A 23,406-nucleotide genomic window follows, 5' to 3' on the forward strand; every position below is an offset into this window, starting at 1 on the left:
CCGGCAGGTCATTCATGAGAGAGCCCAGGGGGCTGCTCTTACCCTGCCAATAGTTGACGGTTGTTTAGCCTTTGCCCGGACGGGCGCGGCTCCTGGCATCCATTGCGCTTCTCATCCGGCCTGAACCAAGGTTCCGCCGGACCGCAAGAGGCACAATCCTCCGCAGCCTGAAGACTGGGCTTCGCTGAAGGAGGGCTGGATACGCGTAGTCAGCCTGGGACCCTCACATATCTGAATGAGACATGTTCCTGAACAAGCATGAGGGCACAGCAAACTGCTCCACCAAGTGTACTACAGGGAACCCGCCCAAATGACCGCCGATCACCGCCGGTTATCCACATACGACCTCCGGACCATGGCCCGAATTCCCGACGCCCGGAAGGCTGGAGCCATGCCCTTCCTAAAACCTGCAGTATCAACGGTCATTGCCCTCATCCTCCTGGCCTGGCCCGGCGGGACCGCCCCTTCTCCCCCTGGGCGGTGGAACTGGCCATTCTCTCCCAAACCAAACGTCCTGCGGACGTTCGACCCTCCGGACAAACCGTGGCTGAGCGGGCACCGGGGCGTGGATTTGGGTCCAGCGCCCGACGGCGGACCAGTCACCGCGCCGTCCGATGGCGTGGTGACGTTTGCCGGCGTCGTGGTCGACCGCTCTGTCCTCACCATCGACCAAGGCGACGGACTCAAGAGCAGTTTTGAACCCGTCATCAGCGCGTTGAAAGAGGGCGACCACGTCGTCAAAGGACAAACCATCGGCAACGTGCAGCCGGGCCACTGCGGGAGCACCACCTGCCTGCACTGGGGCGTGCGGCGCGACGGGGAATACGTCAATCCGCTGGGCTTCGTTGCAGATCTAAGGCCCTCAGTGCTGTTGCCTCTGGAATAGCCCGCGAAGCGGCATCCCAGGGAGATGGACGCCGGACCCGAGGGCTACACGCCGTAAGTTCTAGACGATCGCAGAAACTCCGGTGATGGCCCGCCCGGTCACCAGCGTGTTGATCTCGTGTGTGCCTTCGTAGGAGTAGATCGCCTCTGCGTCCGAGAAGATTTTGGCCATGCCGTAATCGGTCACAATGCCATTGCCGCCCAGAATGCTTCGCCCCAGGGCAACGCTCTCGCGCATCCGGGCCGTGGTGAAGGCCTTTGCCAACGCCGACTGCTCATCCTTGGCAACGCCGGCATCCTCCAGCTGCGCCAACCGCACCATCATGCCCATCGAGGCGACGGTGTTGCCCAGGATCTGGACCAACTGGTTCTGCACGAGCTGGAAGGCCGCGAGCGGGCGTCCGAATTGCTGGCGCTCAACAGCGTAGCTGCGTGCCACATCGAAGGCTGCCATCTGGAGTCCGACGGCTTGCCAGGCAACGGCCAGGCGGGTGACCTTGAGGACCTTGTTGGTGTCCCGGAAGCTGTTGCCGTTGGCCAGTTTGAAGAAGTCGGGAACAACCACGTTGTCCAGGGTGATGTCCGCGTTCTGCACAGTGCGAAGGGAGATCTTGTTTTCGATCTTGCTGGCGGAGAAGCCCGGCAACGTGGTGTCAACCAAGAACGCCTTGACCTGGTTGTCGGCCACGTCCCTGGCATAGATCACTACCCAATCCGAGAAGGTGGCGTTACCGATCCAGCGCTTGGCGCCGTCGAGGATCCACGTGTCACCGTCGCGGCGGGCCGTGGTGCGGGTGCCGCCGGCCACGTCAGAACCGCCGAGGGGCTCGGTAAGCCCGAAGGCCCCGATCTTTTTCAGGGAGTAGATGTCGGGAAGCCACGCGTCCTTCTGCTCCTGGGACGCGAGGGCTTCGATGGATCCCGTGAAGAGTCCGTCGTGAACACCCATGAAGGTGGCGATCGATGCGTCCGCGCGGGTTACCTCAGCGTGGAGCATGCCCGCGAACAGGTTGGAATACCCCTGACGGCGCACGGGACTGACAAGGTCCAGCTCGCCGAGCTTGGGAATGAGTTCCATGGGGAATTCGCCACGGTTCCAGCAGTCCACCGCAATGGGATTGACCTCGCGCGCGAGGAACTCACGGACTTCCGCCAGCCGATCCTGCTCCTTGCTGGTCAGCAGCTGCTCAAAGGCGTAGAAGTCGCCGTCGGCATAGGGAAGGTTGCCGGCATCGAATGCAGTGTTGGACATGTGCGCTCCTTCAAGGGTGGTCACCTGCGACCACGTCATGATCCGGCGACGACTGCGCTGCTGGCCCTGGGGCCGCCGGGCAGCCAAGTTACCGGCGAGTAGTAAGTTACTGATCAGTAACTTACCGCAGGTTCCTCGGTTACCGCAATGGATGACACGTTGCAGACCTTTCCAAAGCTGCGCTTCTCCTCACACTGTTCTGTAACGTCGGACGTGCAACGCTGCACTTGAACTTGGGGGATTTTGCTGTGATCAATCCACGACGCGAGGCGATTCTGATCCGCACCCGTCAGCAGAACGGTCTTGTGGACAAGACCCCAGAGGTGGCGGAGTACCGCACCGCGGGTGCCTACACATATGTCACCTTCGGTTCCGAAAAGCGATACAGATACTCCTCTGACAAGGTGATAATTCTGGGGAATCCAGCCCCTGTACTCCTTCAGCCCCAGGACGCAGTGACCATTCATGGCAAGGTCGTCGAAGGCGTCACGGAGCTTCTCCGCTTCGAATCGCCACAGGGAACATGGTGGCGTGCATTCCACACGGTTGCCTCTGGCCCCGGCTACCAAACCTGTCGTGACAATGAGATAGCCATTTCCAGGCCCTCTGCTGAAGAGCTGAAAGCCCAGGCCATCCTCGACTATTGGCGGGAAATTTCGTCGAAGCTGCGGGAGGACGACCCGCTGCGTCGGCAGTACGAAAATTTCAACAGCGTCCCCCAGGGAAGCGCCCTCGACCTCTACCTTAGGGGCCAAGCCCAGGACTCCGTCCGCATGGCTCAAGAGCCCCCCATACTGCCCTTTTCTTCAAACATCAGCCAACGTGAAGCCCTCATGAAAGGACTCAGCAACCGGATATCGGTGATCGACGGTCCTCCTGGAACAGGAAAAACCCAGACCATACTGAACCTGGTTGCCAACATTGTCGCGGCCCCAGGCAGGACGGTCGGAATCGTCTCCTTCAACAATGCGGCAGTTGAGAACGTTCGGGACAAACTCGCGGAGGAAGGCTTCGGCTACATAGTGGCGGACCTTCGACGCAAGGAGAAAATGGACGAATTCTTCGTCGGACAGAAAACCAGAAATGCCGACGTCGATCATTTCGTCAGCCGCGCGCCGGGCGAAGCGCCGACGGCGGACAAGGCAGCAGACCTCGACAGGCGACTGCGGGTCTTACAAGAAACGGCCCGGAATCTGGCACGGATGAGGCATGAACTTGAAGCGTTCAAACTCGAGAGGCGCCATTTCCTCCGCCAGCCGGAGCGCCCTGGTTCCCTTGGGCCGGCCGGGGTAGCGTCCTTGCCCGGATCGTCGAGCCGCATCCTCGAATTCCTTGCCGAAACGTCGCCCGTTCCCGTGGATGAAGGTCCGCTCCGCAGGTTCTTCAGGCGCATCAAGCTTCGACTGCGGTACGGGCAGCTTGGGAGTGTGGATAGCAGAGCCACAGATGTGGTCCTGAGTCTGCAACGTGCTTACTACGACAAGAAGATCGCCGAACTGGAGCAGGGCATGGACCAAGCCGAAGCGATTCTTGCGGACGGGGACCACAGGCGCCTGGAGGAGGAACATAGGCTGACCTCACGGCAAATGCTCGACGCGTCACTCCATCTGCGATATGCCCGGACGCGGAGACGGATATACACCGAAAGCAACTACAAGACTGACTTTGCGGAGTTCACTTCGGACTACCCGGTAGTTCTCAGCACCTGCCACTCCTTGCGAAGGAACGTCCCTGTTGGGAAGTTCCTGGACTACTTGATCATCGATGAAGCCTCCCAGGTGGACCTGCTTGCTGCTGGCCTGGCCCTCTCTTGCGCCCGAAACGTCATCGTCGTCGGCGACCTCCAGCAGCTTCAGCACATCGCCGACGAGAAGGCCTCGAGGCACTCTTCGAGAGCGCCATCGCCGAACGTTGACTACACACGGCACAACATTCTGTCCTCTATCATTCAACAATTCGGCGCCTACCTTCCGCGCACCATGCTCCGAGAGCATTACCGCTGCGATCCGGCGATCATCGATTATTGCAACAAAAAGTTCTATGACGGCCAGCTTGTTCCATACACCTCCGGCACCGTCGAGGGGCGGCCGCTCGTCGTAGTCCGGACAGTTGCAGGCAATCACATGCGGCAGCACCACGGCGGAGGACGGACCAACCAGCGTGAAGCGGATGTCATCGCAAAGGAAGTTCTGGCCCAATTCTGTTCAGGCGTCCCCGATCACGAAATAGCTGTGGTGACGCCGTACCGCCGGCAAGTGGACAAGGTAACCGAGGCCCTGCTCAACAATATTCAAGCAGACACGGTCCATAAGTTTCAGGGGCGGCAGAAGTCCGTAATCATCATGAGCACCGTCTTGGACGAGTCAAACGGCGGGGCATCGGGCATGGAATTCGTGGACGACCCGCACCTGGTGAATGTCGCAGTGTCCCGCGCTGTGAAACGGTTTGTACTCGTCACCAACAACGCAATGCTTCCCACAAGCCGCCACCTTCGGGACTTGATTCATTTCATCCAATACCGCTACCCGGAGGATGGGGTTTTTGACAGCAGCGTCCTGTCTGTCTTCGACCTCTTGTACAAAGAGTATTCGGCGCTATTGAGACCGCTCGCGAGTCGGGTGCGGGGCAACTCACAGTTCGCGTCGGAAAACATCGTGTGGACGCTGTTGTCTGACATAGTCCAAGACAAGGACTTCGGTGACTTGGCTATCGCGCCGCAAGTTATGCTTCGGAACCTGTTGCCGGATCTGACGATGCTCACGCCCGAACAACTCACCTACGTCCAGAACCGCGCCACCTTGGACTTTGTGGTCTACAACCGCATCAGCAACAGGCCCGTTCTTGCTGTTGAGGTCGATGGGTACGCCTTCCATGAGAACAACCCCGTGCAACAGGCACGGGATGCCCACAAAGACGCCATCTGCCGTGAGCACAAGATCCGGCTCCTGCGTCTGCCCACGACGGGAAGTGGCGAGGAAGCCAAAATCCGCCGAGAGCTGTGGGCGGCAGTCAGCGGCGGAAACAACATGGGAGCCATGGATGACAACTGATCGTCAACCACAGCTCCCCGTCAAGGTAGGGCTACTCGGACTTGAACCGAGGACCTTAGGATTATGAGTCCCGCGCTCTAACCAGCTGAGCTATAGCCCCGTGATGCCCCGAACAAAACAGCCGTCCGGGGCAAAGCACTCTAGCAATACTAATAGCTAAAGAGCAGTGCTGTGGTCACACCACTTTGTCCTCGTAAGAGGCGCCCCGGTAGAGGTCCTCGAAGGTCTGGAGTGTTCCGTTGATGCTGTGCGGCTCCACCATTTCGCGGCTCATCTTGCCCATAGCTTCGAGTTCGTTCTTGGGAAGCTGCACCAACTTGGTGATCTTGGACGCGAGTTCGGCGCTGTCATTGGGCGCGAAGAGGTATCCGTTTTCACCCTCCCGGACCAGGTGCGGCAGGGCCATGGCGTCTGCGAGCAGCACAGGGGTGGATGCCGACATGGCCTCCAAGGTCACCAGCGACTGCAGTTCGGCAGTGCCGGGCATGCAGAAGATGTCTGCCTTGATGTAGGCCTCGCGTAGTTCCTCATCGCTTGCAAGCCCCAGGAACTTCACGCGATCGCGGAGCCCCAGCCTGGCTACCTGTGCTTCCAAAGCCGGGCGGACTTCCCCGCCTCCGACGATCTCCAAGTGCACATTAAGCTCACGTGGGGTTTTTGCTACCGCTTCGATCAGGACGTCGACGTGCTTTTCTTCAGCCAGGCGTCCGGCAAACAGGACCGTCGGATTGCGGTGCGGTTCGATCACCTCACCAGCATGGAGCTCGTAGGCCGAGGAGTCGATGCCGTTGGACAGCGGCAGGACCTTTCGCAGGAAAGCATGCTGGTGCATCGCCTTGGCGGCCAGTGGCGTGGGAGTGGTCACGACGTCGGCCTGCCCCATCACCTTGCCCATGTCCTTCCACGAAATACGGCCCACGATGTCCTTGAACCACTGCGGGAAGGGAAGGAACGGGTTCAGGTTCTCCGGCATGAAGTGGTTGGTGGCGATAACCCGGATGCCACGCTTCACGGCCTCGTACAGGACGTGCTCGCCAATCATATAGTGGCTTTGGATGTGAACGACGTCGGGCTGCACTTTGTCGAACAGCAGGCTGATTTCCTTCTTGATCTCCCAGGGGAAGCAGATGCGGAAGTACTCGTGTGTGAAGACACTGTGGGAGCGCAGACGGTGGACAGTGGCTTCGTCGCGGAACTCCGTGAAGCTCTTGCCCTTATCCTGCCGGCAGGCCAGCACATGCACGTTGTGTCCGCGTGCCGTCATCCCCTTGGCCAGCCGGTAGCCGAACTGGGCAGCACCGTTGACGTGCGGCGGGTACGTGTCCGCGGCAATCAGGATGGTGAGGGGTTTGGTGGTGTCGGGAATGGTCACGTGGAGAACTCCTGATGGTCACGGTGCGGACAGCGTTGCTTGTGGCAATGCTGCGGTGTCGCCGGCTTGCCACCTGTTAAAGCGGTGGCGCAAGGTACAGATCTGCCCTAGGCCTTCCGGTTGGCAGCCGCCTTCGCATCCTTCTTGCGCTTGGTGACTTCCGGGTGGTGCCGGCTCAGGGCAATAACCCCCACGATAGCAAGGGAAGCGGCCGCTGCCATGGCGATTGCCATGACGGCGTGGACATCGGGACGAAGCTCACCAAGAATGACAATGCCGATTGCGATGCCCACCATGGGGTCGATCACGGTCAGTCCGGCGATCACGAGGTCGGGCGGACCGCTTGAATATGCGCTCTGCACGAACCATGAACCCAAACCACCCGCTGCCGCGATAGCGATCAGTGTGTACCACTGCACGTTGAACAGAAACATGCCGTTCGGATCCAGCAGATGCTTGCCGATGATGCGGGTCAGCACAGCCACAAAGCCGAACAGCACACCGGCACCAAGGATGTAGATGAAGGCGCTCATCCGGTGTTTGAACAAGACAGCCAGGGTGCCAAATACGCCCACCGCCAATGCCAGGAGCAGGACAATCGTCAGCTCATCCTCACTACTGACGTGGTGGTTCTCCTGGGTCACGAAAACAGCCAGCAGCACAAACAGCGCTGAACCCGTAACGCAGGCGCTGATGGCGACGACGGTTGCCCTGTTGATGCTGAGCCCCTGGTCCTTGGCGTTGACCACCGTGGTGATGACCAACGCAATGGCACCGATAGGCTGTACCACTGTCAACGGCGCGGACACCAGGGCGATGGCATTCATCGCCATTCCCATGGCAAGGAACAAAAGCCCCAGCATCCAGCGTGGATTCCGCAACAGCCGTAGAAAGCCATTCGAGCTCAGCGCCAGCCCACCAGTGTCCGCCTTAACGGCGCTGCCCTGCCGCTGGGCACCAATGGCGAGGAAGAAGGCGCCCATGACTGCGAGGAAAACCGCAAGCAAGACCATCAGCCGTGTCCGCCGTCGTCGGTTTTCAATTCTTTTCCTTTTCGCAGGATGGCCCAGTAGTAGTTGTATGCCGCGATCCAGTGTCCCACCAGGCCGAGTCCCAGGAACGTCCAGGCCGCCACGAAATACACCTCTGTGAGGGGCACGGGCAATTTCGAGAGGACCAGCAATGGCGTTCCCACCAACAACAGCGCGGTGCGGATCTTCCCAATGATGCTCACGGGCAGGTCCGGGTGGCCCCGGAAGTAGATCCACGAAGCTACCGCCAGGATGGCGTCCGGCACCAGCAAGGCGGCCAAGTACCACCACTGCACGACGCCGGCAATCACCAGGGTGAACGCGACGGCCAGGAGGGCGGCCCGGTCGGCCATCGGGTCCAGGATCCTGCCTAACTTGGAGGTCTGGTCGAATCGCCGGGCGATGTAGCCATCAACCCAGTCCGTGCTGCCCATGACAACCAGAACCAGGACCGCGAACCCGTACTCCTGTTCAGACAAGACCAGCCAGACAAACAGGGGTACGCCCATGAAACGCAGGACAGTGAGGATGTTGGGGACTGTGAAGATGAGGTCGTGATCGACTTGCGGACGATCAGGGTGCGAACCAGCACCAATCAGCTTCATATGTCCCCCTTCCTTGCCTTCAGTTTCCGGTGCCGCGGGAAGCTGCTACTTCTTCAGCAGTTTCCTGAGTGCGACCACGAAGACGACCGCGGCGGCGGCGAACGCTGCGAGGTCCTTCCAGCGGGCAGCCATCCGCTCGCTGACGCTTTCGGGGACTGAATCCCCCAGGTCGGCGAATTTTGCGGCAGCGAATTCCTTGCTTTCCTGGAACCTGATGTTGGCGCTTTCCAGCAGCGCCTGGCCCTGCTTCTTGACGTCAAGCTGTTCGCCAAGTTCATCCCGTACCCCGGTCAGGTGCTCGCGGCGCTTCCGCAGACGGGAGCGAAGTTCGGCCTCAGTGGGCGCCTTGACGGCGTCGGCCTCCTTGGCAGCTTCCTTTGCCGCCTTTTCGGCCTTTGCCTTCTGGGCTGCGGCTTCCTTCTCGGCCTTCGCGGCCTTGGCAGCCGGTGAATTCGGGTCCAGGATCGACTCGTCGAAGGCTGAGCCCTCCTTGGCGATGCCGAGATCGTGCTTGACGCCCCGGATGGTGTCCTCGGGAGCCAACGGCATCGCCTTCTTGAATTTGGCGATACCTATCAGGGCGGCAATGGCGGCAACCACGAGGAAGAAGGCTGAAACGATCAGGGCCGCGAGCCAACCGGGCATGATGGTCGCCAGGCCCAAAATCACTGCGACTACTACCGCGATGACCAGCAACGCAAGAAATACGACGGCGACGCCGAAGAAGACACCGGCCACGCCAAGCTGTTTTGCCTTGCGCTTGAGTTCGACCTTGGCAAGGGCGATCTCGTCATTGATTTGCCGTGGGGCCAAGCGTGCGACGAGCTTGAGGGTCTTCGGCAAAGTACGTATGGCTGGTCCTTGACTGGTCCGGCCGGTGTGACGTCCACTCATGGGTTCCGCCTAACTGCTTCCTCTGGGCATCGTGTCGGGCGAACGCCTCGGAAAAGACCGCTGCGGACACCTGTCCTCAAAGCTATCATTCAGGTTCCGGCTGAACTTTCGGGGCCACGCTGCGGCGCGCCCGTCATACCACCAATAAATATGATCTGGCCCATAGGATAGATGATCGTGACCCCTCCCACTGCTCCGGGCGATTCCCTGAGCCGACGCGAAAAACTTGTCTACATTCTGCTCCTGGGCGCCTTGACGGCACTGGGCCCTTTCACCATCGACCTTTACCTCCCGGCCTTCCCGGCCCTTGAGTCCAGTTTCAAGGTCTCGGAAGCAGCGATCCAGCTCACCCTGACCGGAACAACAGTCGGCTTCGGGGTTGGCCAGCTTGTGGTGGGGCCGTTCAGTGACAAGGTGGGCCGCAGGCTCCCCCTGATCCTTGCCACGGCACTGCATATCGGCTCATCGCTGGGTGCGGCCTTGGCTACAGACATCGGCATGCTCTCCGTTTTCCGTGTACTCATGGGTATCGGCGCGGCCGGAGGTGGCGTGGTGGCAATGGCCATGGTCAGGGACCTCTTCCACGGCTATTCCATGGTCCGGATGTTTTCCCGGATGTCCCTGGTCAACGGGCTTGCCCCTATCCTGGCCCCGGTCATCGGCTCTCAATTGCTGCTCGTGTTCCCCTGGCCAGGCATTTTCTACTTCCTGGCTGCCTACGGACTGCTGGTCATCGTCGCGTCCATATTCTTTATCCGGGAGACTCTTCCGGCCGAACAACGCGGTAAATCCGCAGTGACGGTGGGACAACGGTACAAAAAGGTCCTCACCGACCGGATCTTCGTAGGCATGGTGTTGGTGGGAAGCCTCAACTTCGGAGGCCTCTTTGCCTACCTTTCGGCTTCCACCTTCCTCTTCCAAAAGGTCTACGGTTTCTCGCCCCAGGAATACGGCGTCCTCTTCGGCATCAACTCGCTGGGCATCGTGGCCGGTGTCCAAATCAGTTCCCGCTTGATCAGGCGGATTGCTCCGCAATGGATCGTGGCCGGAGCAACCCTGTTCATGCTGTGCATGTCAGCACTCATCATCGTGCTGGACTTGTTCCATGTGGGCTTGTGGGGCACCCTGGTTCCGTTGTGGTTCTACATCTGCGCCACCGGCTTCATGTTCCCGTGCGTCCAGGTATTGTCGCTGGCCAACCACGGCGCCCAAGCCGGCACTGCTGCGTCCCTCCTGGGTGCCTCGCAATTCATGATGGCCGGCATTGTCCCACCGGTGGTGGGCTGGTTGGGGGTTACCTCCGCGGTCCCGATGGGCGCTGTCATGGCAGTCTGCATTACAGGCTCAATGACTGCCCTGTGGCTGGTGGTGCGGCCTCGTACCGTGCCCTCAATCCACTAGCCCACACGTAGGCTGTCTCCATGAGCAAGAAACCGCACCGCAACGGCAGAGGGCTTTTTCTGGGTGCCATGCTGGGTGCAATTGCCGGCGCCCTGATTGGTCGCGCCGCCGGGAGCGCGGTTTTCGGCGCGTTGTTAGGCGCTGTCATCGGCGCTGCTGTTCTCTACCGCGTCAACCCGGGGCCGTGGAACCGGGACTAAGCCGGCCAGCGTGAGGCGGCCCTCCGGCGTCGAACATTCCAAACCCTCCCCTTAACGCCCGGCCGCAGGGCAGAATGGTGGCCAGCCGGTCTTACCGGCGCGGAACCGGTGAAGGGGACATCACATGAGCACGGCCGTCGGATTTCGAGGCACCTTGCGGGGGCTGGCCGCCGTGCGAAGCCTGCCAGTGACGCTTGCGCTGGTGGCTGTTTTCTGGATCGTGGGATTAGCAACGGGAAGTGTCCTCAACGGCCCGGATGAAGGCCTCCTGGACCGGGTGGGGCTTGGACTGGCGGTAGAACCCGGACCGTGGTGGTCTGTGTTCACATCAACGTTTTTCGGTTCCTCGCTTCTGGACTACGTGGCTTGTACCGCCGCAATATTGGTGGGGGCAGGTATCGCAGAAAGGGTCATCGGCCCTTGGCTGGCCCTGGCTGCTTTCATTGGAGGATCCGCCCTCAGCGCCCTCGCGCTGGTGGCGCTCGTCGCCTTCGGCACCGACAACAGCGACCAGTGGCTCAGCTTCCTGGGCGGCGAGTATGCAGTGGGAGCCTACGGCGGTGCCGCAGCAGCGTTGGGATTTTCGACGGCGGCACTCGAGTCGCTGTGGCGTCGCCGCCTCCGCACGTGGTTGCTTGCCGCGGCGTTGATGTTCGCCTTGTTCGTTGGTGTCGCCCAGACCTTGCAGGGGCTGGCCGGCGCCGTCATTGGTGTCGTCGCCGGGTGGGCCGTTCAGTCTGCTGTCTTCCACAGGAGCGGAGGCTCCTTCCGCTCCTCGAGCCTGCGTGAAACGAGGTTCCTGGTGGGCACGGTGGTGGGCGTGTTCGCTCTGGGTCCACTCCTCACCCAGATCACCGGTACCTGGGAAGTTGGCCCCCTGTCGGTGGTCTCGGAGGTCATGCTCCAAGCCAGTCCCGACGTCGACGAGGTACAGGAAGCCTGCAGAAACGAAGCCAATTGCGTGGCCCTGCAAAACGTGGTGGGCGTCCGCAGCTTGGGCGCGGCGGTTCTTACGACGATTCCGGTTCTCCTGCTGCTGGTCTGCGCAGAGGGACTTCGCCGTGGTCGTCGCCTCGCATATCGCCTGACGTTGATCATCCAGTTGTACTTGGTGGCGGTGACGATCCTGGCCATTGTCCAGTACGTCTCTGACCCCGACGTTACCCTCGGCGATGAGGACTTCGGCTACCTGCTGCTGTATGTCGTCCCCGCGGTCCTGGCCCCCATCATCATCGTGGCGCTGTTGCTGGCCAACAGGCACCGGTTCAGGGTGGAGTCCAGCGACGCCGGATACCGTACCTTGGGCAGGGCCGCACTGGTTCTGGCCCTCACTGCCGTGGCCCTGTACGCAGCGTTTTGGTTCCTGGAGGGCAACGCCGGCCAATCTTCGCTGTGGGACCTTGCCGGTCAACTGACGCACATCTTGGTTCCCTTCCCTGTTCCGTTTGTCGTGGCCCTGCCGCAGGGGCTGGTGAGCACAGTTCTGTACGGCCTGGGCGGGGTGGTCATCTGGCTCGTGATCCTGGTCCTGGTCCTGAAGAACTACCGCCGCTTCAAGATGATCACCACCGACCCCGCAGCCGATCTGGGGCACACCCGTGAGCTGCTGCACCAAGGCGGCGGCACCCTGTCATGGATGGCACTGTGGGACAACAACCAGTACTGGTTCACTCCTGGCAGAGAGGCAGGCGTCGCCTACCAGGTCCATAACGGCGTCGCCCTGACTGTAGCCGGCCCCTACGGTGCGGCCAGCCACCATGACGAGGCAGCCCTCGGGTTCGTTTCGCACTGTTCCACGCTGGGTCTGGTCCCATGTTTCTACTCCGCTGATTCCGGCCTGGATGGCCCACTGCTCCCCCACGGTTTCAGGAAACTGGAGGTTGCCGAAGAAACGCTGCTCAATGTCCAGGCCATGACGTTCAAGGGCAAGGAATGGCAAAACGTCCGGACCGCCCTCAACCGCGCGGACAAGTTGTCCATCAAGGACCTCTGGTACCACTACGGAGCCATGCCGCCTGGGATCAGGGCACAGTTGGCTGAGATCTCTGAAGAGTGGGTGTCCGACAAAGCCCTTCCGGAGATGGGATTCACCCTGGGTGGCCTGAATGAACTCAAGGATCCCGAAGTCCTCTGCTGTGTAGCGGTGGACGACGACGGTTTGGTCCACGGCGTGACCAGCTGGCTTCCTGTGTTCCGCGATGGCAGCATCTCCAGTTGGACCCTGGACTTCATGAGGCGCCGGACCACGGGTTTCAAAGGGGTCATGGAATTCCTCATTGCCTCCGCAGTAACTCACTTCAAGGAACAGGTTCCGCGTATCTCCCTCTCCGGCTCTCCCCTGGCAAATGCCGGGACCGGGAGTGACGAAGGTGACCGCAGCTCCCTGGACCGGGTCCTGTCGCTCCTGGGGAACGCTTTGGAGCCGATGTATGGCTTCAAATCCTTGGCGGCCTTCAAATCACGCTTCCAGCCCGAGCACCGCACCTTGTACATGTACTACCAGGATCCTTTGGCCTTGCCTTCGATTGGACTGGCCGTTGGTTCGGCCTACCTGCCCGGGCTGTCTCCCACCCAAAGTGCCGGCCTGTTGCGGCAGATGGTGGCCCGGGAGCCCGCCGCATGACGACTGACCGGGCGGCGTGCCCATGAACGACGTCCTGAAACTCGAGATCACCAGTCCCCTCATCCTGGTCGTGGCCGGGATCGTTGCCTTGGCATTTTTCCTGGTGCTGTTCCTGAGGCCGTCCGCGCGCTGGGTGCGCACGGCCATGACTGCCATCGTGGTGGCCGGGCTGCTGGGGTGGGTTACCGTGTGGATCGTGGAGGACGTGATGGACGTCTTTCACGTGGGCTTGACGCCGCGGGTGTGGTTCTGGTCCATCAGCTGCTTCGCTGCCCTGGGCTTGGCCGCTGTCAGTTTGGTCCGCAGCAGGCCCTGGCGCAAGGTGGTTGCCGGCGTCTCGGTACCCGTCTTCGTCATCGCTGCAGCCTTGGGCATCAATGCGGAGTTCGGCCTGAACAACACCTTGGGATCAGCCCTCGGGATCTCCACCCAGGACGCCATCGAGTTGAACAAACCGAACCCGGACAGTGCCATCCCCACCGGACCACTGTGGCAGCACTGGTCTCCTCCGGCAGACATGCCGGCCCACGGCAAGGTGGGGACACAGGTCATCCCGGCTACAGCTTCCGGTTTCAATGCCCGCCCCGCGGGAATCTACCTCCCTCCGGCTGCACTGACCGCGGATCCCCCACGGCTGCCCCTGTTCGTCCTCATGATGGGCCAGCCAGGCCTCCCCGACCCGCAATACGTCTCAGCCGCCCTCGATGACTTCGCGGCCAGGAACCACGGCCTGGCACCCATCGCCATCGTCGCCGACCAGATCGGCCCCGACCAGGATGACACCCTGTGCCTGGACACCGCCAAGTACGGGAACGTGGAGAAGTACATCAACCAGGACGTCGTGAACTGGGCCCGCGCCAACTTGAACATCCTTCCAGACAGGGACCACTGGACCATCGCCGGCTATTCCAACGGCGGCCAATGCGCCATTTCGTTCGCAGTGAAGTATCCGGAAATGTGGGGCAACGTGGTGGACATCTCAGGCGAGGAATTCCCCGGGGCCGAAGACCCGGCAGGGAACCTGGAAGAAATCTTCGCCGGCAACCAGGCCGCGTACGATGCCCAAAAGCCCATCAATATCATGAAGGGCAGGCACTTCCCGGATACCACGGCCGTGTTCACCGCGGGGTCGGACGACCTCGTCTACGTCGCTGCCGCACAAGCCGTGTCAGCCGCGGCGCAGAAGGCCGGGATGACGGTGACGTACTACGAGGTACCCAACGGCGGACACGTGGGCCTTGCCCTGAATGCGGGCCTCGAGAAGGGCTTTGACGTGCTGTACCCGCGGCTGGGACTCTCCCGCTGACTGCTGCCCTTTTCGCGGCCACCCACCGGCGATAAAGTTGACATGTGCCACATTGGCAAGAGGTGAAGCCGTTTCCGGCACCGTGGCAGCGCAAGGATGACCGCATCCTTCCGTTGTGGTGGGACCGCCTGTGCTCGGTGACCAGTCCGCCGTCGGCCGCCTTGTACGCCGGAGGTCTCTTCACCGACGACCGCCGAAGGCCCATCGCCCAGTGGTACAACCCGGAAACGGATGCCGCACTGCTGGTAGCGCCTGAAACATCGCCCGAATGGCCCGTGCAGCGGTTCGGGATCTTCTACGCACCTCCCGGCGGAGGCTTCACCAGGGTCTATTCGGCGGCCCATGAATGGCATCCCCGGGAACCCAGGACTCCTCCTACCGAGCAGGATTCGTTCATGGCAGCCGTGGCCGAAGCCTCCCGCTTCCTGCAGGTGGAGATGGATTTCGTTTAAACAGCAAACCCCGCACCAGCAGTGAAGCCGGTACGGGGTCCTTTTGCTCCTCCGACTGGACTTGAACCAGTAACCCTTCGATTAACAGTCGAATGCTCTGCCAATTGAGCTACGGAGGAATGAAGCGGTTATGACTTTAGCAAAGGTTTTGCGGGATGTGAAATCGAGCGAAGATACCCCCTGGGGGTATAAAAATACCCCCGTTCCGGCTGACCGGAACGGGGGTAATGTGCGCTCCTCCGACTGGACTTGAACCAGTAACCCTTCGATTAACAGTCGAATGCTCTGCCAATTGAGCTACGGAGGAATGAAGCGGTTACTAGCTTAACAGGGGGCTGCCGGAAAACGAAATCGAGGTTCTCAGCCCTCCGAACGCAAGGCCCTTCGTTCCATTTCGAGCTGCATCAGCTCGCGGTTCAGCCGCTGGAACTCCTCCGGATAGGCCGCCGCATCGAGCCGCTGCAGCTGCCCCATCTTGTCAGCCTTGATGCGGGTGATCTGGAGTTCAAAAAGGCGGGCCAGGATATCGCGGCAGTACCGCTGCATGGCTTCGGGAGTGCTTGCAGGCAACGGCGTCACGGCCAGCTCTGACACCAGGTTCCGCAATGGTTCCGGCACTTCCTGCCGGATTTGTTCCACCCAGGACACCGTGTCCGCTGCCTGGGCAAGTCCCGTGGCGCGGATGGCAGCATGGATGGCCGCGTAGGCCGGAGTGGAAAAGAGTGAAGCCGCAAAGCGGTCCCACGCCATTCCGCCCAGGACAGCAGGATCCTGCAGGACCACTTCCAGGGCCTGTCGTTCCATCCCTGCCACGGGGTCGCCGGGGTTGGGGCGCTGAAAGACCGGCATGCCCGACGGCGGTGCTGCCGCGGCTGGCGCCTGCCCGGCAGGACCGGCGGCGTTGCCGCCTGCCCCCCGTTTGGCGGCCGCGCCGACATACCGGCTGACTTCCTCAATGGGCATTCCGAGCCAGCCGGCAAGTTTGCGCGTGTATTCGGGTCTCGCAGCTGAATCCCTGATCTGGGCAACCACCGGGGACGCCTCCCTCAGTGCTGCCACGCGCCCTTCCACGGTGTCCAGGTTGTGCCGCCTCAGGGTGGCCCTGATGGCAAATTCGAAGAGCGGTTTCCTCGTGCCGATCAGCTCGCGTACTGCGGCGTCGCCCTTGAGCTGGCGAAGATCGCAGGGATCGGCTCCGGAGGGTTCCACCGCCACATAGGTCTGGGCCGTGAAGCGCTGGTCCTCCTCGAAAGCCCTCAAAGCGGCCTTTTGGCCTGCCGCGTCACCGTCGAAGGTGAAGATGACTTCTCCCCCGCTGCCGTCGTCCGAAAGCAGCCTCCGGGCTACCTTGATGTGCTCGGTACCGAAGGCAGTACCGCAGGTCGCCACCGCCGTCGTGACTCCCGCGAGGTGACACGCCATGACGTCGGTGTAGCCCTCCACCACAACCAGCTGACGGTCCTTGGCGATGTTCCGCTTGGCGAGGTCGATGCCATACAGGACCTGGGATTTTTTGTAGAGCGTGGTTTCCGGGGTGTTCAGGTATTTGGGGCCCTGATCGTCCTCGTAGAGCTTGCGCGCACCGAAGCCGATGGTGTCGCCGGCGATGTCGCGGATGGGCCAGATGAGGCGGCCGCGGAACCGGTCATAGATTCCCCTGTTGCCTTCTGAAAACATGCCCGTGAGCTTCAGCTCGGCATCCGTGAAACCCCGCCCACGCAGGTGCTTGAGCAAGGAGTCCCAGCCCTGCGGTGCGTAGCCCACGGAAAAGTGTTCCGCCGCAGCGCGGTCAAAGCCGCGTCCATCCAGGAAGTTGCGGGCCTCGGCGGCGCCGGGAGTCAGAAGCTGGGCGCGGAAGTATTCATCGGCGATCTTATGGGCATCCAACAGGCGCTGGCGCTTGCCCACTTCCTCGCGGCTTGGGCCGGTGCCGCCGTCCTCGTAGCGGAGCTCGTAGCCAATGCGCGCCGCGAGCTTCTCCACGGCTTCATGGAAGGAACTGTGGTCCATCTTCTGGATGAAGGAGATGGCATCGCCGTCCTCGCCGCAACCGAAGCAGTGGTACCTGCCTACCTGGGGCCGGACGGTGAAGGAAGGTGACCGTTCGTCGTGGAAGGGGCACAATCCTTTGAAGCTGCCCAGTCCTGCGCCCTTGAGCGTGACGTAACCGTCAACAACTTCCTTGATGTCCGTGCGCTGGCGTACTTCGTCTATATCTTCACGTTTGATCAGGCCAGCCACCAGTCCATCCTAGTCTGTCCGCCCAGAGGCACTACCACAGCGACGGGAGGCTGCCCACCAGGCGTTCGTACATGGCCAGGGCCGAGACATCCGTCAGCGACGCCACCTGGTCGATCACGACGCGCAGGCGCGCACCGTCGTCGACGGCGTCCCGCCAGTCAGCGGCGAACATCGGCTCCAGGTGACGGTCGCCGGTGGCGTTCAAAACGCCCACCAGCGCGTGCAGCACTTCGCGCTGACGTTCATACACCGGTTGACGGTGGTCGGTGGAGATAACGAACGTGGTGGCCAGGCCCTTGAGTACCGCGATCTCGGTGACGGTTTCCTCGGGGACCATGAGCTCGGCGTCATAGCGGGTGAGATTGGCCGGGCCAAAGTGGTCCCGGGTTGTTTCCATGGCGCTTTGGCAGAAACGCCCGATCAACTGGCTGGTCATGTCCTTCAAGGCCGCCATGGATTTGCGGCTGCCATCGGCTTCGCGGACCCAGACCTTGGTGGCTTCCAGGCGGGCCAATGCGGCATCGATTTCCGCGGGGTCGTTGTGAGGGAGGTACCACTGCTTGGTGTAGCCCACCACGCGGGCCCGATGGTCCGGGTTCTCCATCCACTTCAGTTGGAAATGCCCGGCCACGATCGCATCTTCAACGTCATGGACTGAGTACGAGATGTCATCGGCCAGGTCCATGACCTGCGCCTCGATGCAGGACCGGTTTCCCGGCGCGCCTTCGCGCAACCACTCAAACACGGGCAGATCGTCCTCGTACGCGCCGAACTTGCTGGTGCGGTGGCCATGGATGACGGGGGCGTCGACGGCGGACCATGGGTACTTGGACGCCGCGTCCAGGCTCGCGCGGGTCAGGTTCAGCCCTGCCGGCCTGCCGTCGGCTGCCAGTACTTTGGGTTCGAGGCGGGTCAGCAGGCGGAGCGTTTGGGCGTTGCCTTCGAACCCGCCAATCGTATGCGCGACCTCGTTCAAGGCGGATTCGCCGTTGTGACCAAAGGGAGGGTGGCCGAGGTCGTGGCTCAGGCAGGCAGTGTCCACGACGTCGGGATCGCACCCCAGGGAGCGCCCGAGTTCGCGGCCCACCTGGGCAACTTCCAGGCTGTGGGTCAGGCGGGTGCGGACAAAGTCGTCGGTGTCCGGAGCCACGACCTGCGTCTTGGCACCCAGCCGGCGCAGGGCCGAGGAATGCAGGACCCTGGCGCGGTCCCGCTCAAAGTCCGAGCGGTAGTTGCTCTTACGTGGCTCCTCAACCCACCTGGCAGAGTCTGCCTCGGAGTATCCGGGGATAGCCAGCACGAAATCATGGCTTGTTCCGTCGCGGCCCAGCATTGCATCGGTTCCCATGGGTATCTGCCTCCTTCAAGCGCCGCCGGTGTGGAGCTTCTTGAGCCAGTCTTACACGTGTGAGGCTAGCCGCCCGAAACGTCCAGCTCTGCCGCCGAGATATCCGCGCTCTGTTCAGCATTCAGCTGACGGCTTTCCAGCCAGTCCTTCGGGAGTGCCGGCTTCTTCGGAGTGCCGGCGCGGCCGCGGGGGCCTTCGGAGTCGACGCCCGGATACGGAAGATCCATGTCCAGCTGGTCGAGCAATTCACGCAGCACTTCCAAGGTGGGCACGGTGGCGAGTTTGGCGCGCAGCTCCCCGCCCACCACATAGCCCTTGAAGTACCAGGCCATGTGCTTGCGGATCTCGCGGAGCGCCTTGTATTCGTCGTTGCCGAAAGTCTCCACCATGAGTTCGGCGTGGCGGTAGACGCCTTCGGCAACTTCACGCAGACCGGGTCGGTGCCGTTCATCCTTGCCCTCGAAGGCAGCCTGCAGATCACCGAAGAGCCAGGGGCGGCCCTGGCAGCCGCGGCCCACCACAACGCCATCGACGCCGGTCTCCCGGACCATGCGCACAGCGTCCTCGGCGGACCAAATATCGCCATTTCCCAACACCGGAATGTCAGGAAGTGCCTCACGAAGCCGGGCAATGGCGGACCAGTCGGCCTGGCCGGAATAGAATTGTGCGGCCGTGCGGCCGTGAAGCGCGACGGCGGCGACCCCGGAGTCACGGGCAATCCGGCCGGCGTCGAGGTAGGTCAGGTGGTCCTCGTCGATGCCCTTGCGCATCTTGATGGTCAGCGGGATGCCGCCCTTGGACGCTTCCTTGACTGCGGTCTGGACAATCGAGGTGAAGAGGTCGATCTTCCACGGCAGTGCCGAGCCTCCCCCGCGGCGCGTGACCTTGGGGACCGGGCAACCGAAGTTGAGGTCGATGTGATCGGCGCGGTCTTCCTCCACGAGCATGCGGACAGCGGCGCCTACGGTCACAGGGTCCACACCGTAGAGCTGCACGGAGCGGACCTTTTCGTCGTCGTCGTGCGAAATGATCCGCAGCGACTCCGGCGTCCGCTCAACCAAGGCACGGGAGGTGACCATCTCGGCCACGTACAGGCCGCCACCGTATTCACGGCAGAGCCTGCGGAAGGCGGAGTTGGTGATTCCGGCCATGGGAGCAAGGATTACCGGGGTGTCCACGGTGATCCCGCCCAGCTGCAAGGGCGGAAGCTCGAGCTTGGGAGTGGGAGGCGTTGCTACTACAGTCACCTATCCATTGTTGCAAATCAGGGCAAATCGATGGCCGGGGCCCTTACAGCAGCCAACCATTCTCCTCTGCCAAGCGCACGGCTTCGGCCCGGGTCCGTCCACCGGTCTTGGCCATCGCCGCTGAGAGGTAGTTCCGGACTGTCCCTTCCGAAAGCGCCGCCGCTCTGGCAATGTCGGCCACCGTGCCGCCGTCGGACGCGGCCTTCAGCACCTCTGACTCACGCTCGGTCAGCGGGCTGTCGCCGGACATCAACGACTCTTCTGCGAGCGAGGGGTCCACCACGCGCAAGCCGTGGTGCACGCGCCGAACTGCCTCGGCCAGCTGCCGGGCCGGAGTGTCCTTGACAACAAAACCGGAGGCTCCCGCCTGCATGGCCCTTCGGAGGTACCCTGGCCTGCCGAACGTGGTGACCATGAGCACCCTGCAGTTCGGGGCGGCCTTTCGGACCTCGGCAGCGGCGCTGATGCCATCCAAGCCCGGCATCTCGACATCCAGCATGGCCACGTCCGCGGAATGCTCCAGTACGGCAGACACCACACCGGTTCCATCCCCCAGTTCGGCCACCACTTCGATATCCGTTTCAAGCCCCAGGAGAGCAGCCAAGGCGCCCCGGACCAGAGCCTGGTCATCTGCGATCACCAACCGGATGGTCATACGTCAACAGCCAATCTGAACCCTCCCAGGTCGCTCGCTCCAATACTTACCGTTCCGCCGGCGGTGGCCGCCCGCTCCCGAATCCCCGCCAGCCCGCTGCCGGGGACGCCCGGTCCCGGCCCCACGCCGTCGTCCTCCACCAGGACGGTCGACGCCGTCAAGCGGACCCGGCACTGAACGGCGCCCGAATGGCGCACAACATTTGTCACCCCTTCCCGGAGCACCCACCCGAACAGCTCCCGATACTTGGCAGGCACCTGCTCCACGGTGAGGGGAAGGTCGGCCTGGATGCCGGCCGATTCCAGGGCCGTCCGCGCTGCCGCGAGTTCGGCAAGGACGTTGACGCCGCGATAGCCGGCTACCGTCGCCCGGACATCGGCGAGCGCCCCACGGGCCAGCTCCTGGACCTCCGCAACCTCAGCAGCCGCCTTGTCCCTGGCAGGTCCGGCCGGCACACCTTCCATCAAGCGCCCCGCCAATTCCGCTTTGACGGCGATGACCGTGAGCGAGTGGCCCAGGATGTCGTGCATATCCCGCGCCACCCGGCTCCGTTCAGCTGCGACGGCGGCATCGGCCAATTCCGTTTGGGCGGCCCGCAACGCCACCGTTTGGCGGATCATCCGGGCGAACGAGGACATCATGAAACCGAGGGACAAGATTAGCGCCGGCTGGAAGAATGCCTGCTCCAGGTTTCCCTCAGCCAACTCCGAGGCCAGGGAGATACCGGAAAGCGCCATGATCAAGGCGAAATCCACGCGGGGTGGCAGGGTGGTCATTCCAATGGCGCAGGCCAGGAATGGCCAGGTCCACAATGCTTCCCGGCCAACCAGCAGGATCACCAGTCCGTTGAGAGCCAAGAGGATCGCCACACACACCAATCCAGTCCGGACGTCCCGTCGCCGACTGATCATCGGCAGGACTGCGTAGGCCGCGAAGAAGGCCACCAACGCCACCGAGGCCAGGACCTTCCAGGTTGCCGGTTCCTCCACAGACCAGACGAGGTTCCAGGTGGGCCAGGCCCACAGCATGATGGACAAGCCTGCCCCGAGGAACCAACGCCGGGGACCAGGACCGCGGAGGGTTTCCCACAGTGACGGGCTGCTCATGGATCCCACCTTAGTCATGCGGAGGAAGCTCAGACGCGGTTGGTGTCACGGCGGAAGGCCATGGCCGCCCCACCCACGAATATCGCCAGCCAGACCAGGACGTTCACGATCCACATGGCATCGAACTCCCCGGTGATGGGGCTGCGTGCCAACTGTCCAATGCCGTAAGCCGGCGTGAACTTGGCGATCTGGCCAAAGGTATCGCCCATGATCTCGATCGGCATGAACAGGCCGCCCAGCATGGCCAGGATTGCCAGGACCGGGCCCAGGATCTGCATGACGTTCTGGCTGGGCATAAGGTACCCAACGAACAGCCCTAAAGCAGCGAACACCAGGGAGCCCAACCACGCGACGATGCCCGCGGTAAGCCAGGTCTGCAGATCCATCGTGACACCGGAGATGGCGCCGATGACGAACTGCGCAATGACCGCTACCAAGGACAATGTCAGGGCAGCCGCTGCCTTGACGGCGATGTAGGCCCCGGGAAGCAGTGGGGTCAGCCGAAGCTGCCTGCTCCACCCCTGGGCCCGCTCCACAGCCACCTGGCTGCCTGCACCTGTGGCTGCCGTCATGGCCGCGTAGACGGTGAGGCTGATCAGGATGTACTGGCCGTAACTGTGGCCATTGGGCAACTGCTGGTTCTTGTTGGACAGACCGAAGATGAAGAAGAAGATGGCCGGCATCAGGACGGTGAACATGACTGTCCGTCGGTTCCGGAGCATGCGCTTGATTTCGATCCACAGGAACGTGGCGTTTACACCGCCAGCGGACGGTTTCCGGTCCTGGATGGCTGTTGCCTGGCTCATGCCCGGCCTCCTTCGAACGCCGGGGTTGTCGCGGTGGCTGGCTTGTCGCCGGTCAGGGCCACGAAAGCTTCCTCGAGGTTGTGGGCCACCACTTCAAGGTCGTGCGCCCGGGTGTTATTGAGGAGGAACCGGACTACTGAATCGGAGTCGGACGTCCGGACGGTGACGCGTCCGCCGTCGTACTCGACGGCGTCGGCCGACGGAAGCGCGCCAAGCAGCTCCCTGTCCTGCGGTGGCAGAGAAGCCCTGACGGTCCGGCCGGAGGCCAGATTCTTGATCTGGGCGGCGGTCCCGTCGGCCACAATGGCCCCTTGGCGGACCAGGACAATCCGGTCGGCGTAGGCGTCTGCTTCTTCCAGGTAATGCGTGGCGAAAATGACGGTCCGGCCTTTGGTGGCATCCGCGCGGATCGCGGACCAGAAATCGCGGCGACCGGCTACGTCCATTCCGGTGGTTGGCTCGTCCAGGATCAACAGGCCGGGGTCGGAGACCAACGCCATGGCGAAGCGCAGGCGTTGCTGTTGGCCGCCCGAGCACTTTTCAACCCGTCGATCCGCGATGTCCTGGATGCCGGCGCGGTTCAACACCTCGTCCACGGGACGTGACGATTCGAACATGGCCGCGGTGAGCTGCACGGTCTCGCGGACACTGATGTCCCGCAGCAACCCGCCTGTCTGCATGACGGCCGCCACCTGCCCGCGGGCTATGGCACCCCTGGGGGTGTGCCCGAAAATGGAAACCTCGCCCTGGTCCGGGGTGCTCAGCCCCAGGATCATGTCGATGGTGGTGGTCTTGCCGGCCCCGTTGGGGCCGAGGAAAGCCACCACCTCCCCTTGCTGCACGGTCAGGTCCAGGCCACGCACAGCCTGGACCTTCCCGAAGCTCTTATGCAGTCCGACCGCGTGAACGGCCGGCACTCCCCGTGTTGTCAT

Annotated in this window: 19 protein-coding genes and 3 tRNA genes; 7 read left to right on the top strand and 15 right to left on the bottom strand. The window is 62.3% G+C overall.

The annotated features are described in order from the left end of the window. Positions 1–310 precede the first annotated feature (310 nt). Positions 311–886 (top strand): M23 family metallopeptidase, encoded by a 576-nt coding sequence (locus ACFVSI_RS19275; protein ID WP_387827228.1) that lies wholly within the window; start codon positions 311–313, stop codon positions 884–886. 60 nt (positions 887–946) lie between these two features. Here ACFVSI_RS19275 and ACFVSI_RS19280 read toward each other — a convergent pair whose 3' ends face one another. Further along, a complete protein-coding gene (locus ACFVSI_RS19280) occupies positions 947–2,137 on the bottom strand; it encodes an acyl-CoA dehydrogenase family protein (protein WP_387827230.1) in 1,191 nt (396 codons plus the stop codon). Between the two features lie 248 nt (positions 2,138–2,385). On the opposite strand from ACFVSI_RS19280, the gene ACFVSI_RS19285 reads away from it, so the two are divergent. Further along, positions 2,386–5,187 carry an AAA domain-containing protein gene (locus ACFVSI_RS19285; RefSeq protein ID WP_387827232.1) on the top strand — a complete coding sequence of 934 codons (2,802 nt, stop codon included), beginning with the start codon at positions 2,386–2,388 and terminating at the stop codon, positions 5,185–5,187. A 26-nt stretch (positions 5,188–5,213) separates the two neighbouring features. Here the strand turns inward: ACFVSI_RS19285 and ACFVSI_RS19290 are convergent. From ACFVSI_RS19290 to ACFVSI_RS19310, 5 genes are all read right to left on the bottom strand, one after another. After that, positions 5,214–5,287, bottom strand: a tRNA-Ile gene (locus tag ACFVSI_RS19290). Between the two features lie 75 nt (positions 5,288–5,362). Then, the gene (locus ACFVSI_RS19295) at positions 5,363–6,559 is read right to left on the bottom strand and encodes a glycosyltransferase (RefSeq protein WP_387827235.1); all 1,197 of its coding nucleotides are present in this window, start codon (positions 6,557–6,559) and stop codon (positions 5,363–5,365) included. A gap of 107 nt (positions 6,560–6,666) precedes the next feature. Then, positions 6,667–7,572, bottom strand: a complete 906-nt coding sequence (locus tag ACFVSI_RS19300) for a DMT family transporter (protein ID WP_387827237.1) — start codon at positions 7,570–7,572, stop codon at positions 6,667–6,669. Then, positions 7,572–8,195 (bottom strand): CDP-alcohol phosphatidyltransferase family protein, encoded by a 624-nt coding sequence (locus ACFVSI_RS19305; protein WP_387827240.1) that lies wholly within the window; start codon positions 8,193–8,195, stop codon positions 7,572–7,574. Before ACFVSI_RS19305 ends, ACFVSI_RS19300 begins: the two co-directional genes overlap by 1 nt. Before the next feature lie 45 nt (positions 8,196–8,240). Beyond that, entirely contained in the window at positions 8,241–9,089 is an 849-nt protein-coding gene (locus tag ACFVSI_RS19310; protein WP_387827243.1) for a phage holin family protein, read from the bottom strand. 171 nt (positions 9,090–9,260) lie between these two features. Here ACFVSI_RS19310 and ACFVSI_RS19315 point away from each other — a divergent pair, with 171 nt between their 5' ends. The 5 genes from ACFVSI_RS19315 to ACFVSI_RS19335 all read left to right on the top strand — a co-directional run bounded on the left by ACFVSI_RS19315 (position 9,261) and on the right by ACFVSI_RS19335 (position 15,071). After that, positions 9,261–10,490 (top strand): multidrug effflux MFS transporter, encoded by a 1,230-nt coding sequence (locus tag ACFVSI_RS19315; RefSeq protein ID WP_387827246.1) that lies wholly within the window; start codon positions 9,261–9,263, stop codon positions 10,488–10,490. Positions 10,491–10,510: 20 nt separating this feature from the next. After that, positions 10,511–10,690 carry a hypothetical protein gene (locus ACFVSI_RS19320; RefSeq protein WP_387827249.1) on the top strand — a complete coding sequence of 60 codons (180 nt, stop codon included), beginning with the start codon at positions 10,511–10,513 and terminating at the stop codon, positions 10,688–10,690. 124 nt (positions 10,691–10,814) lie between these two features. Beyond that, complete coding sequence (locus tag ACFVSI_RS19325; protein WP_387827251.1) at positions 10,815–13,313, top strand: bifunctional lysylphosphatidylglycerol flippase/synthetase MprF; 2,499 nt, start codon at positions 10,815–10,817, stop codon at positions 13,311–13,313. A gap of 22 nt (positions 13,314–13,335) precedes the next feature. Continuing rightward, positions 13,336–14,619 (top strand): alpha/beta hydrolase-fold protein, encoded by a 1,284-nt coding sequence (locus ACFVSI_RS19330; protein WP_387827254.1) that lies wholly within the window; start codon positions 13,336–13,338, stop codon positions 14,617–14,619. A 44-nt stretch (positions 14,620–14,663) separates the two neighbouring features. Further along, positions 14,664–15,071 carry a hypothetical protein gene (locus ACFVSI_RS19335; protein WP_387827256.1) on the top strand — a complete coding sequence of 136 codons (408 nt, stop codon included), beginning with the start codon at positions 14,664–14,666 and terminating at the stop codon, positions 15,069–15,071. 46 nt (positions 15,072–15,117) lie between these two features. Here the strand turns inward: ACFVSI_RS19335 and ACFVSI_RS19340 are convergent. The 9 genes from ACFVSI_RS19340 to ACFVSI_RS19380 all read right to left on the bottom strand — a co-directional run bounded on the left by ACFVSI_RS19340 (position 15,118) and on the right by ACFVSI_RS19380 (position 23,406). Further along, a tRNA-Asn gene (locus tag ACFVSI_RS19340) sits at positions 15,118–15,190 on the bottom strand. A gap of 115 nt (positions 15,191–15,305) precedes the next feature. Beyond that, positions 15,306–15,378 (bottom strand) — tRNA-Asn (locus tag ACFVSI_RS19345). Between the two features lie 53 nt (positions 15,379–15,431). Next, positions 15,432–17,312, bottom strand: a complete 1,881-nt coding sequence (gene dnaG / locus ACFVSI_RS19350) for a DNA primase (RefSeq protein WP_387827257.1) — start codon at positions 17,310–17,312, stop codon at positions 15,432–15,434. A 31-nt stretch (positions 17,313–17,343) separates the two neighbouring features. Next, positions 17,344–18,660, bottom strand: coding sequence for a deoxyguanosinetriphosphate triphosphohydrolase (locus ACFVSI_RS19355; RefSeq protein WP_387827259.1), 1,317 nt, complete (start codon positions 18,658–18,660; stop codon positions 17,344–17,346). 65 nt (positions 18,661–18,725) lie between these two features. Further along, positions 18,726–19,907, bottom strand: coding sequence for a tRNA dihydrouridine synthase DusB (gene dusB / locus ACFVSI_RS19360; protein ID WP_387827261.1), 1,182 nt, complete (start codon positions 19,905–19,907; stop codon positions 18,726–18,728). Between the two features lie 43 nt (positions 19,908–19,950). Further along, entirely contained in the window at positions 19,951–20,562 is a 612-nt protein-coding gene (locus tag ACFVSI_RS19365; protein ID WP_387827263.1) for a response regulator transcription factor, read from the bottom strand. After that, positions 20,559–21,668, bottom strand: a complete 1,110-nt coding sequence (locus tag ACFVSI_RS19370) for a sensor histidine kinase (protein WP_387827264.1) — start codon at positions 21,666–21,668, stop codon at positions 20,559–20,561. Before ACFVSI_RS19370 ends, ACFVSI_RS19365 begins: the two co-directional genes overlap by 4 nt. Before the next feature lie 29 nt (positions 21,669–21,697). Further along, positions 21,698–22,474, bottom strand: a complete 777-nt coding sequence (locus tag ACFVSI_RS19375; RefSeq protein ID WP_387827267.1) for an ABC transporter permease — start codon at positions 22,472–22,474, stop codon at positions 21,698–21,700. Further along, on the bottom strand, positions 22,471–23,406 hold the full coding sequence (locus tag ACFVSI_RS19380) for an ABC transporter ATP-binding protein (RefSeq protein ID WP_387827270.1): 936 nt from the start codon (positions 23,404–23,406) through the stop codon (positions 22,471–22,473). The genes ACFVSI_RS19375 and ACFVSI_RS19380 overlap by 4 nt, the downstream gene beginning before the upstream one ends.

The sequence above is a fragment of the Paenarthrobacter sp. NPDC057981 genome (assembly GCF_042886835.1).
Taxonomy (GTDB): Bacteria; Actinomycetota; Actinomycetes; order Actinomycetales; family Micrococcaceae; genus Arthrobacter.